Annotated in this window: 10 protein-coding genes; 9 read left to right on the plus strand and 1 reads right to left on the minus strand. The window is 46.8% G+C overall.

Features of this window, described 5'->3' with window-relative positions:
* Positions 1-210: 210 nt before the first annotated feature.
* The 9 genes from ACMYR3_RS16540 (at position 211) to ACMYR3_RS16580 (ending at position 9999) form a co-directional block, all read left to right on the plus strand.
* Entirely contained in the window at positions 211-1293 is a 1083-nt protein-coding gene (locus ACMYR3_RS16540; RefSeq protein ID WP_424196575.1) for a pilus assembly protein PilM, read from the plus strand.
* Positions 1290-1913: a PilN domain-containing protein gene (locus tag ACMYR3_RS16545; RefSeq protein WP_424193232.1), complete on the plus strand. Its 624-nt coding sequence runs from the start codon at positions 1290-1292 to the stop codon at positions 1911-1913. The genes ACMYR3_RS16540 and ACMYR3_RS16545 overlap by 4 nt, the downstream gene beginning before the upstream one ends.
* Positions 1914-1934: 21 nt before the next feature.
* Positions 1935-2600, plus strand: a complete 666-nt coding sequence (locus ACMYR3_RS16550; protein ID WP_424193234.1) for a type 4a pilus biogenesis protein PilO — start codon at positions 1935-1937, stop codon at positions 2598-2600.
* A complete protein-coding gene (locus tag ACMYR3_RS16555) occupies positions 2600-3124 on the plus strand; it encodes a pilus assembly protein PilP (protein WP_424193235.1) in 525 nt (174 codons plus the stop codon). Before ACMYR3_RS16550 ends, ACMYR3_RS16555 begins: the two co-directional genes overlap by 1 nt.
* A gap of 8 nt (positions 3125-3132) precedes the next feature.
* Positions 3133-5376: a type IV pilus secretin PilQ gene (pilQ, locus tag ACMYR3_RS16560; protein ID WP_424193237.1), complete on the plus strand. Its 2244-nt coding sequence runs from the start codon at positions 3133-3135 to the stop codon at positions 5374-5376.
* Entirely contained in the window at positions 5376-7001 is a 1626-nt protein-coding gene (locus ACMYR3_RS16565; protein ID WP_424193239.1) for an Ig-like domain-containing protein, read from the plus strand. The genes pilQ and ACMYR3_RS16565 overlap by 1 nt, the downstream gene beginning before the upstream one ends.
* A 59-nt stretch (positions 7002-7060) precedes the next feature.
* Positions 7061-7636, plus strand: coding sequence for a shikimate kinase AroK (gene aroK, locus ACMYR3_RS16570; protein ID WP_424193241.1), 576 nt, complete (start codon positions 7061-7063; stop codon positions 7634-7636).
* A gap of 53 nt (positions 7637-7689) precedes the next feature.
* Positions 7690-8772: a 3-dehydroquinate synthase gene (gene aroB, locus ACMYR3_RS16575; RefSeq protein WP_424193243.1), complete on the plus strand. Its 1083-nt coding sequence runs from the start codon at positions 7690-7692 to the stop codon at positions 8770-8772.
* Positions 8773-8859: 87 nt separating this feature from the next.
* Entirely contained in the window at positions 8860-9999 is a 1140-nt protein-coding gene (locus ACMYR3_RS16580) for a deoxyguanosinetriphosphate triphosphohydrolase (RefSeq protein WP_424193245.1), read from the plus strand.
* A 333-nt stretch (positions 10000-10332) separates the two neighbouring features.
* Here ACMYR3_RS16580 and mrdA read toward each other — a convergent pair whose 3' ends face one another.
* Complete coding sequence (gene mrdA / locus ACMYR3_RS16585) at positions 10333-12366, minus strand: penicillin-binding protein 2 (RefSeq protein ID WP_424193247.1); 2034 nt, start codon at positions 12364-12366, stop codon at positions 10333-10335.
* Positions 12367-12435: the final 69 nt, after the last annotated feature.

Genomic DNA, 12435 nt, shown 5'->3' on the forward strand with positions numbered 1-12435 from the left:
ATATACTATTAGAGTGTATACATAATAAAATAATCGAGAGCTTGAACTTAAACTGATAGAAAAATGAAATAACTGGTGATTTATATCAAAATGTAACGTTCGGCAACAAGTATTCATAGTGGCAATTTGTCACATGAAATCGTGTTACCGAACTTTAAGCTTTCGCCTGAAGTTATATTAAATCAATTAGATAAGCGACTAGGAGCCAGGGTGGGTTTACATTTAGGGTCACTTTTTAAAAGAAAACAGCCTGCGCTGATTGGTCTCGACATCAGCTCTTCGAGCGTCAAGCTGGTGGAGTTGTCACAGGAGGCAAATGGAAATTACCACGTTGATTGTATGGCGATGGAATTTCTGGAAAGAGGAGCGGTAGTAGATGGCAGCATCGAGAAAATTGATGTTGTAGCGGCAGCTATCCGGCGCGCATTGAAAAAATCGGGTACCAAGACCAAACATGTGGCATTGGCTTTGCCTGCGGCCTCGGTTATTACCCGCAAAATCGTATTACCGGCCAATCTTCGCGAGGAAGAGCTAGAGGTGCAAGTAGAGTCGGAAGCTAATCAATATATTCCTTTTGCGTTAGATGAAGTCAGTCTGGATTTTGACGTTATCGGACCATCACCGACATCCCCTGATGATATGGAAGTATTAATTGCTGCTGCCCGAAAAGAAAAAGTTGAAGATCGTGTTGCTGCAGCGGAATCGGCAGGATTGAAACCCGTCATTGTTGATATTGAGCCCTTTTCGTCACGCCTGGCAATCGATCGGATTAGTCAATCCGGTTCAGTTTTTCAGGACTCGTTCATTGCGGTTTTTGATCTGGGCGCAACCAGCACAAATTTATCTATTTTGCACGGTGGCGTTGCTATTTACGAGCGTGAGCAAGCTTTTGGTGGCAATCAACTCACACAGGATATTGCCAAGCGTTATGGAATGTCACTAGAAGAAGCAGAACAGAAAAAACGCTCTGGTGATTTGCCTGATGATTACCATACTGAGTTGCTCGTTCCTTTCGTCGAGAGTATCGCTTTAGAAATTACCAGGGCTTTGCAGTTTTTCTTTACTTCAACCCCATACAACAGAGTTGACTCTATTTATCTTGCTGGCGGTGGTGCAGCACTACCCGGTATTGAAGCCGTAGTGCTGGAGCGAACAAAAGTCACTACCAAGTGCGTTAATCCATTTGATGGGATGGAAATTGCGGCCAATTTTAAAGGTTCGCAGCAATTGGAAATGGATGCACCGGCTTATTTGATCAGTTGTGGACTTGCGATGAGAAGGTTTACACAATGATAAGAATTAACCTTTTACCTCATCGTGCCCTTAAAAGGGCGCAAAGAAAGCGGGATTTTTTTGTTGGACTGGGTATTGCCGCAGGCGCAGGTTTGGCAATTAGCGCATTGATTGTTGCCGTTGTGCAGGGAAAAATCTCTGGGCAAAACGATCTTAATAACATCCTGGTTGAAGAAAACCGAAAGCTGGATGATCAAATCAAAGAAATTGCGACGTTAAAACAAGAAATTGATGCCTTGAGATCTCGTCAGACCGCTGTAGAAGATTTGCAGGCGGATCGTAATCAACCTGTTTACTTGTTTGATGAGTTAGTCAAGCAAGTGCCGGAAGGGGTTTATTTGACGGCTATTAAGCAAGATACTCAAGGTGTCCAGATAAATGGATATGCCCAATCTAATGAACGGGTCTCAGAGTTATTGAGAAATGTCTCCAATACCTCGGCGTGGCTCGAAAAGCCTGAACTAATCGAGATCAAAGCAGCTGTGCTTGGTAATCCCCAGGTTATTAAGGATCAAAAAAGAGTCTTCGACTTCTCAATGCGTGTTGGAATGCAGCGTCCTAGAGACAAAGAGGCAAAAGAGACGAGTCCTGCTACGCCATCTCCGGCCCCAGGGACATGATCCACCTAAAAAAAGAAAACCATGGCCATCGATATTAAAGAACTCGCACTAGATGCGGCTAATCAGTTCAAGGGGTTGAATACTGAAGACCCAGGAACTTGGCCTATTCTTCCCAAAATAGTCAGCTTCCTTTTTGTCATTGCTTTAGTGATTGGCTTGGCTTGGTATCTATATGTCAGCGATCAACTGACACAACTGGACAACTCAAAGCAACAAGAGCTGGCTCTGAGAGACGAATATAAGAGCAAATTGCAACAAGCCGTCAACCTGGAAGAGTTAAAAAAACAAAAAGAACAGGTTGCACAATACGTCACTTTGTTGGAAAAACAACTGCCGAGTAAAGCCGAAATGGATGCATTGCTTTCCGACATTAACCAAGCTGGCTTGGGACGTGGTCTGCAATTTGAATTATTCAAACCTGGTCAGGTGAACTTGCGAGACTACTATGCCGAATTGCCAATCAATATAAAAATTAATGGCAACTATCACGATATCGCCTCATTCACGAGTGATATTGCTCACTTGCCTCGAATCGTGACACTTAATAATATGAATATCACGGTGTCGAAAGACTCAGTTTTACAACTAGAAGCGATTGCCAAAACGTTTCGCTATCTTGATAGCGATGAAGTTGCGGCCCAACGTAAGGCGGCTGCAGAAAAAGCGGCAAAAGAAGGAGGTAAATAATGAAAAAATATTTACCGCTTGTTTTGATGACGCTTTTGGCTGGCTGCGCAAGTTCTGAGGAAAACGAGTTGCGTGAGTGGATGCAGGAAACGCGTAAAGAAACTAGACCAATGGTTCAGAAAATACCTGAACCAAAGAAATTTACGCCTTACGAATATACGGATCAAAATCTTATTGATCCGTTTAATGAAATCAAGCTTCAAGTCGCGTTGTCACGTGCCGCCGCCAAACCTGGCGGCGGCTTGAAGCCGGATCTGGATCGTCGTAGAGAGCCATTGGAAAGTTATCCGCTTGACTCATTCAAAATGGTTGGTACTTTGCAAAAGCCTGGCGCTACCTATGCATTAGTCGCTGTGGATAACACGCTGTTTCAGGTAAAGCAGGGAAATTATATTGGCCAAAATTTTGGTGTCGTCATAAAAGTCAGTGAATCTGAGATTCAGCTAAAAGAATTAGTGCAAGACCCATCAGGTGAGTGGGTAGAGCGAGTGACATCGCTGCTGCTTCAGGAGAATAAAAAATGAGATTCACAATGAAACAATCAAACGGGGGCGATACTAAATTGTTTAACCTAATGGGCCATTTATTAAAATTCATTGTCGTTCAGCTCTTGGTTCTGCCAGTGTTTGCTTTTGCACAACAAGAAGGCAACGCTATCGAATCCATTCTTGCCAATCAAGAGGGTAGTAATGTGGTTGTGCGCGTTAACTTGAAAAATCCACTTTCTTCCAATCCAACCAATTTTTCTGTTACCAATCCAGCAAGAATTGCTTTTGATTTTCCAAATACTGCAAATGGAATTGGTAAAAATCAACTGGACATTGCTCAAGGTGATTTAAACAGCGTACATATTGTTCAAACAGAGAATCGTGCGCGACTAGTATTTAATCTCAGAAAAAGCCTGACTTATAAAACGAGCATCGAGGGTAATCAACTGGTGATTACTTTAGATGGTGTTACCAACTCAGCTATTGGTAGTCGTCCTAACCGTAACGCTGAACAAACCATCAATCCAGCACAAGCTATTAAAGATGTCGATTTCCGTCGTGGCAAGGACGGTGAGGGACGCGTAGTGATTGAGTTGCCACATAATCAGATGGGCGTGGATATTCGTCAGCAAGGCCAAACGATTGTCGCTGATTTCCTGCGTGCTCGCTTGCCAGATACTTTGCGCAGAAGAATGGATGTGGCCGATTTCTCCACGCCTGTTGCTGCGATCTCAACCTTTCCGCAAGGTGATAGCGTCAGGATGGTCATTGAGCCTCAAGGGCTGTGGGAATATAACGCCTATCAGAGCGATACCCAATTTGTTGTTGAAGTGCGTGCTATTAAAGAGGATCCCAATAAGCTGGTACAAGGAAGTGGCACTGGATATAAAGGTGAGCGCTTGTCACTCAATTTCCAGAATGTTGAAGTAAGGGCGTTACTGCAAGTGATTGCTGACTTTACCAACTTCAACGTCGTCACCAGCGATACCGTGAGTGGTAATTTAACGCTTCGTCTAAAAGATGTACCTTGGGATCAGGCTTTGGACATCATCATGCAGGCTAAGGGCCTGGATTATCGTAAAAATGGCAACGTCTTATGGGTTGCACCAAAAGATGAGCTGATGACAAAAGAAAAATTAGAACTTGAAGCGAAAGCCCAGGTCGCAAACTTGGAGCCAGTAAGAAACCAAGTGTACCAACTGAATTACCAAAAAGCGCAAGATGTTCGTGCCATTCTGCTTGGCGCTGTTGGTGGCACAAGTAATAACACCAATCGAATTACTTCATCCAGCATCAATTCAAATTCAGCGGCTAGTCCAGTAGGTATGTCAGGGGGCCAGGCATACAGACTCCTGAGTGATCGAGGTAGTGTGGCTGCAGACATTCGTACCAACCAACTATTTGTGACTGATATCGGTGTCAAACTGGAAGAAGTTGCCAAGTTGATTCAGCGTATTGATATTCCAGTTCGCCAGGTTTTGATTGAAGCTCGTGTAGTGGAGGCTGATGATAAGTTCAGTCGTAATCTGGGCGCCAAGCTCGGTTTTGCCGACTTGCGCACTATCAGAGGTGGAACCTCGGGGGTGAATTTAACCGGGAACACGAATGCGACGATTACCGGTAATTACGTTGGTGTAGGTCAACAAACTGGTCAAGCGGCACTTGATCAAAATATTTATGCGCCAAATACCCAATTTGTCAGTCTGCCAGCTAGTGGTATCAATGGATTTAATGCGGGGAGTGTCGCGGTCAGCTTGTTCAGCTCGGCAGCAAATCGTTTTCTCAACTTGGAATTGAGTGCACTTGAAGCAGAAGGCCGCGGCAAAATCATTTCCTCCCCACGTGTTGTTACTTCTGATAAAACCAAGGCCATCATCGAGCAAGGTACAGAATTGCCTTACCAGGTCGCGACCAGCAGTGGCGCAACGGCGATTGTTTTCCGAAAAGCAAACCTTAAGCTCGAAGTTATCCCACAAATCACACCAGAAGGTAATGTGATTATGGAAGTCGATGTAAACAAAGACAGTGTTGGCCAACAAACAACCGCAGGTTTTGCCATTGATACAAAGCATGTGCAAACAGAAGTATTGGTTGAGAACGGTGGAACCATTGTTATTGGTGGCATCTATATTCAGACAGAGCGAAACACAACGAATAAAGTACCTTTCTTTGGTGATATTCCAATTCTTGGACACCTCTTCAAAGAAAATGAAAAAGTAAATGACAAAACCGAACTGTTAATCTTTTTGACTCCTAAAGTGGTGTCAGACAAGATTGCTGCACGGTAATGGATTTGCCATTTAATTATTTAGGCGAGAAGAAGATGCTTTTAAAAATAAATTTGCATTCAATGATCATGGTCAGACTCATAAAATCCTTAATAGTAATTGCAAGTGTGCTGCTTGCAGCATGCGGCGGCGGCGGCGGCAGCGCTGGAACTTGTACTGGAGCTTCTTGCGGCACGTCTAGTTCTTCTTCTAGTAGTGGATCTAGTTCGACAGCAGCCAGTATTGAAATTACTTTGACTGATCAAAATGGCAATGTAACGACTTCAGTTAGTACTACTAAACCAGGCAAAATTAGTGCAAAAGTTAAAGATGCAAGTGGTAGCCCAGTGGTTAACACTCTTGTAACTTTCTCAGCATCAGCATTTACGATTATTTCTCCTAGCACCAAAACACAAATTACAGATTCTTCAGGCATAGCCAGTGTGTCGATTCAACCCTCTAGAAGTGATGGTGGTGCCGATGACATTACGGTGAGTGCTTCAATAAATGGTGTTGATGTTACCAATCATTTAGCGTATAGCTTTTCTGCAAGCTCTAATGTTGTGGTTCAAGCTTCTAGTATTGAGGCGGTTAGCGTTACTCCAAGTGATAAGTCAATCGTAATTAAAGGTGCTGGTGGCAATGGCAGATCTGAAACGGCGACACTGGTGTTTAAAGTCAAGGATAGTTCTGGTCAGCCAGTTGCAAATAAAGATGTGACGTTTTCAGTGCAGAGTTCTAATCCAGTAACGTTAGTTACGACATCTTCAAAAAGTAATGCAGATGGTCAAGTGACTGCAATTGTGAACTCTGGGACATTGCCTACTAGTGTTACGGTGACTGCTAAAGTAACTGAGTCGCCAACTATATTTGCTAATGTAACTTCATTGGCCGTTACTACTGGATCGGCCGTCCAGCAGAATTTTTCTTTGAGTGCTTTGCCACATAATCTTGAAGGATTAGTATATGACGGTACTAAATCTGTATTGACAGCACGTATTGCAGATCAAAACGGTAACCCTATCGCAGATGGCGCACCAGTCACTTTTCAAACAAACAGTGGTGCAGTAGGTAGTTCTAATATTGGTGGATGTTTTGTTTTGAATGGTGCATGTTCTGTGGACTTTATTTCTCAGGAATACCGATATCTTAGTGGTTCAGAGGCAGGAATTGCTACGGTTACTGCTAGCATAACTACTGGTGGTAATACTCTAACTGGAATAATACGTATGGTTTTAAGTGGTTCTAGAGGATATGCTTACCCAATAAATGGAAGCGGAGTTCGACAGTCAGTTGTAAATAATACGATAAATTTAGGAACGGATACGAATTGTACTGGACTCGGATTTGATTTTGAGGTGGCAGATGATCTTGACAATCCTATGCCTGCAGATACAACTATCATCGTTCGAGATAGTGTAAATGGATTATCTGGATCAACTATTTTCCCGGATAAAGTTCCCGACCAAACAGTAGGCATTGGTGCGCCTCATCGAGGGACATTCCATTCTGTTCTGATGAGCTCTAGTAATTGCAAATTAGGTGGTACTGATAGCGCAAGTGGAAGCATTAATCTTGTTTTCACCACACCAAAAGGTAATAAGTCATTTACCCGTGTGCAAATGACCTACCCTAAAGATCCTTGATTTTCGCTTTATGAATAAAGCCGGGTAAGCCCGGCTTTTTTTATGCGACAATTTTGCGCATGTCGATCAATAATATTTTTTTAGTCGGGTTGATGGGTGCTGGCAAGACCACTATCGGGCGGGCTTTGGCGCGGCGTCTGGGGCGTGACTTTTATGACTCGGATCATGAAATCGAAGCACGCACGGGTGTTGCAATTCCTACCATTTTTGCTCACGAAGGTGAGTCCGGCTTCCGTTTACGGGAATCACAAGCTATCGACGAGTTGACGCAAAAGCAGTCAATCGTGCTGGCTACGGGTGGTGGTGCAGTATTGCGGGAAGAAAATCGGCACCATCTTAAAACTCGGGGCCATGTTATTTATTTGCGGGCTACGCCGCATGACTTGTGGCTCCGTACTCGTCACGATAAAAATCGTCCTTTATTGCAAACTGATAATCCCAAGGCGCGGCTTGAAACACTGTTTCAGGAGCGTGATCCCTTGTATCGGGATTGTGCGCATTTTATTGTTGATACTGGTAAACCCAGCGTCAATGTATTGGTCAATATGGTAATGTCCCAGCTTGAACTGGCTGGTTTTAACCTGGAAGCCAACACCTTGGCTGGCCTGCACGAAAACAAGACTGACAGCCCTTAAGCAAGGGCATTAATTAACGCTATGTGGCAGTCGCCACAGATTATTTGATTGCAATGGATTCATTATTAGTTAATTTAGGCGCGACCAGTTATCCAATCCAGATCGGTTCGGGCTTGTTGTCTGAGCCGGCCTTGTTTGAAAAAGCGATACATGGTCAAAATGTCACCATCGTTTCCAATACCACGGTGGCACCCTTATATGCTGAACAGCTCAGCGCAACGCTGCGTGCACTTGGTAAAAAAGTGACGTGTGTGGTCTTGCCGGATGGCGAGGTCTATAAAACCTGGGAAACTTTAAATCTGATATTTGATGCCCTGCTCGGTGCTCGCGCCGATCGCAAAACAACCCTGGTGGCATTGGGTGGTGGCGTGATTGGAGATATGACGGGGTTTGCCGCGGCCTGCTATATGCGCGGTGTACCATTTATTCAGGTGCCGACAACCTTGCTCGCTCAGGTCGATTCATCGGTGGGAGGCAAGACGGCCATTAATCATCCTTTGGGTAAAAACATGATCGGCGCGTTTTATCAGCCCAAGTTGGTGGTGGCCGATCTGAGCACTTTAAACACCTTGCCTGCCAAAGAGCTGTCAGCTGGTATGGCTGAAGTCATCAAGCATGGCGCCATTTATGACAGCGAGTTTTTTGACTGGATCGAAGCCAATATGGCCGCCCTGCTGGCTAAGGAGGTCGATGCGCTTGCTCATGCGGTGCGCCGCTCCTGTGCAATCAAGGCCGAAGTGGTGGGTCAAGATGAAACGGAGCAGGGTTTGCGAGCCATCCTCAATTTTGGTCACACCTTTGGCCATGCCATTGAAACGGGGATGGGCTATGGTGCATGGCTGCATGGCGAAGCGGTTGGCTGTGGCATGGTCTTGGCTGCACGACTGTCACATTTTTTAGGTAAGCTTAGTCAGACATCGGTTCAACGTATAGAGGCCGTTGTTGCGGCTGCGCATTTGCCCGTTGTTGCGCCGGATTGGTCTGGTGCCCAATTTATTGAACTGATGCGTGCCGACAAAAAAGCCAGTGATAGCAAGCTCAACTTCATCATGCTGGATGGTTTGGGTAAAGCCGTGATCGAGATAGTCGAAGAGCCTGTCCTCATCGATTTTTTCAAATCGACAGGCCGTCATTAAACGAACGTCATGTGATTGATCCTTTTGGGACTTGATTGGAATGTCATACCGCTATTTGTCACGGTTTAAGGAACAGTCCCAACCATCATGATGCATGACACCGAAGCATTGCTGGCGCCCTATGCGGCCCGATCGTCTCTAAGTCATGGCCGCCGTCATGATGAGCAGCCATCCAGCAACCGCACCGAATTTCAGCGTGATCGTGATCGGATTGTTCATTCAGCCGCATTCCGACGACTCGAATACAAGACCCAGGTATTCATCAATCATGAGGGTGACCTGTTTCGCACTCGCCTGACCCACAGTATTGAAGTTGCGCAGATCGCCCGTTCGTTGGCGCGTAATCTGCGGCTCAACGAAGATCTGATTGAAGCTATTGCGCTGGCCCATGATCTGGGTCACACGCCCTTTGGCCATGCGGGCCAGGAAGCGCTCAATCATTGCATGAGGCCTTATGGTGGCTTTGAACACAACCTGCAAAGCCTGCGGGTGGTCGAAACGCTTGAAGCCCGCTACGCTGCTTTTGATGGCTTGAATCTGAGTTATGAAACCCGCGAAGGCATACTCAAACATTGTTCCCGTGAGAATGCGTTGCAACTGGGTGATTTGGGCGTACGTTTTATTGAACATACTCAGCCTACACTGGAAGCACAGATTACCAATCTGGCGGATGAGATTGCCTACAACAATCATGATATTGATGATGGTCTGCGATCCGGCCTGATCACTTTGGCGCAACTGCAGGAGGTGCCACTCTTTGTGCGCTTTCAGGAAGAGTCACGCCAGCTCTATCCACACATTGCCGAGCGCAAGCTGATTCATGAAACCATTCGGCGCATGATCAACTTTTTAATTACCGATCTTATCAGCGCTACTACGCGCAGGCTCGCACATTATCGGCCTGGCACAGTAGCCGATGTGCGCGCCGCACCGCCAATTGCCTGCCTGTCCGAAAGTGTCGAACGTGACGCACGCGTATTGAAGCGCTTTTTACGCAAAAACCTTTATCAGCATTATCGTGTCAATCGAATGACTTCCAAAGCCAAAAAGGTCATCACCGAATTATTTGGTGCATTTCTGGCGGAACCACAGTTATTACCGCCAACTTATCAAATGCCTGAAGAGGCTCTGCAACCCAGAGCCATTGCCGACTATATTGCCGGCATGACCGATCGTTACGCGATCCGTGAGCATCAACGCCTGTTTCAGATTACCGAATATAACTAGACGCGGAATCTGCAACGGCACATTGATAAGGCCTTTACCACAAAGGCACAAAGAAAAATCGGTTAAACCGCCAGGACGCCAGGTACGCCAAGAAAAGATGATCAATCCGCAATATTTGATTGGGGGCTGGGCTGCTCCCCCGATACAGGATGCTCGTTTTGGTGAGTTGCTTTGCTCAATGGATGATGGTCTCTAACCATTTTGTGAGGTTTGGCAGCGCAGATGACGCGCTCCTTTTGTTAGATTAACTCTGAACCCTTCGGTTTTCTTTGTGCTTCTTGGCGTCTTTGGATGAGTGATTCATAACGCTTCAGGCACGGTTCTATGCTTCGCCTATTCCTTGTTACCGGGCGTTTCTGCGCCCGCTTTCGGGCCACCGATGGATTCTTCAAGCGCCTTGATCTCAGCTGTGGGCAGCGTTTCGGTATCGCTATCTACCGCATCGGACTTGGCTTTTTCAACCTTGGTGCGGGTCGTGCCGGCCAAAGCGCTATCGGCGGGGATTTTGCCCAGCAGGTAATAATCAAATACTTTGCGGGCAATCGGTGCCGCGGCCTGTGCGCCAAAACCGGCGTTTTCCACAATCAGTGCCAGTGCAATCCGAGGTTTATCGGCCGGTGCAAAGGCTTCAAACAACGCGTGATCGCGATAACGCTCATCAATCCGGCTCGCGTTATATTTCTCGCCTTTTTTAATGCCAATCACCTGCGCAGTCCCGGTTTTACCGGCGGCCTGATATTCGGCACCCCTGAATGCGGCCGCTGACGTACCTTGCAGATTCACACCAACCATCGCTCGTTTGATGACATCAATATTTTCCTGCTTGAGTTCAATCCGATAACTTTCCTTGGGCACCGTCAGTTCACGCACCTGGGTGACGGGGTCCTGAATCACCTTGACCAGGTGCGGTTTCATCACGATACCGTTATTGGCCAAATTGGCATTGGCATGGGCCAGTTGCAAAATGGTAAATGAGTTATAGCCCTGGCCAATGCCCAGGCTGATGGTCTCGCCGTCATACCATTTTTGCTGTTCGGGCTTGCGATAGGCTTTGCGTTTCCAGTCGGTAGACGGTAGCAAGCCACGCAGTTCGCCTTCCACATCAATGCCGGTAATCTGGCCAAAGCCAAAGGGTTTCATGAAATCATGAATGGTATTGACGCCCAAATCGCGCGCCAGCATGTAGTAGTAGGTATCGCACGATTGCACGATGGAGCGATACATATCCACCGAGCCATGGCCGCCCGGCTTGTCATCACGAAACTGGTGATTGCCAAACCAGAAGTAGCCTGGGTCGCTGATCGTCTGGCCGGGGGTGCGTTTGCCGGTCTCCAGCGCGGCCAGCGCCATAAAAGGTTTGTATGTGGAGCCCGGCGGATAGGTGCCGCGCAAAGGACGGTTTAGCAGTGGTTTGTCGGGTGACTCATTGAGCATTTTCCAGTTGTCGGGATCAATGCCTTCCACAAACATATTCGGGTCAAACGAGGGTTTGGAAACAAATGCCAAAATATCACCGGTTTCAGGCTCAATGGCTACCAATGCGCCGCGCCGGTCTTCAAACGCTTCTTCCACCAATTGCTGCAATCGAATATCAATCGACAACACCAGGTTTTTACCCGGTGTGGCGCGAGTTGAAGAGAGTTGACGTACCGCCCGACCACCGGCGCTGACTTCCACTTCTTCGTAGCCGGTGAGGCCATGCAGCTGTTCTTCATAGCTCTGCTCAATACCAATCTTGCCAATGTATTCCGTGCCCTTGTAGTTGGACAGAATATCGCGATCTTCTTTTTCTTCGCGCTCTTCCAGACGATCCATGTCGCGTTGACTCAAGCGACCAATATAGCCAATCACATGCGCGGCGGTTTCCCCCAGGGGATATTGACGAAACAGCCGTGCCGCAATGTCCACGCCCGGAAAACGATAGCGTTGCGCAGCAAAACGTGCCACTTCCTCATCACTCAGGCGCGTGCGCAGTGGCAGGCTGGCAAAGTTTTTGGATTCATCAAGCAGCTTTTTAAAGCGTTTGCGATCACGTGGTTCAACCGGAATGATGGTGGCGATTTCGTCGATCAGATCATCCAATTCGCCATGAATTTTTGATGGCGTGATTTCCAGCGTATAGGCCGAATAATTGCTCGCCAGCACCACGCCATTGCGATCCGAAATAATGCCGCGACTGGGCACGATCGGCAGCACTGAAATCCGATTGTCCTCGGCCTGTGCCGAATATTGTTCGTGTTTATAAACCTGCAAAAAAACAAAGCGGGTGGCGAGCAGGCCAAAGCAAACCAGAACAAACAGTCCAGCGGCAAAAATACGTAAGCGAAAGTGGTAGAGCTCGTCGTCGAGATTTTTTATTTCGGCCATGCAGCTTCCAGAGACAGTCGGCACCTTGTCAAGCAGGGTGTCGGGCGTGGGTGGATCCCAATCGCAACG

The organism is Ampullimonas aquatilis (assembly GCF_049675895.1).
Classification (GTDB): Bacteria; Pseudomonadota; Gammaproteobacteria; order Burkholderiales; family Burkholderiaceae_D; genus Ampullimonas; species Ampullimonas aquatilis.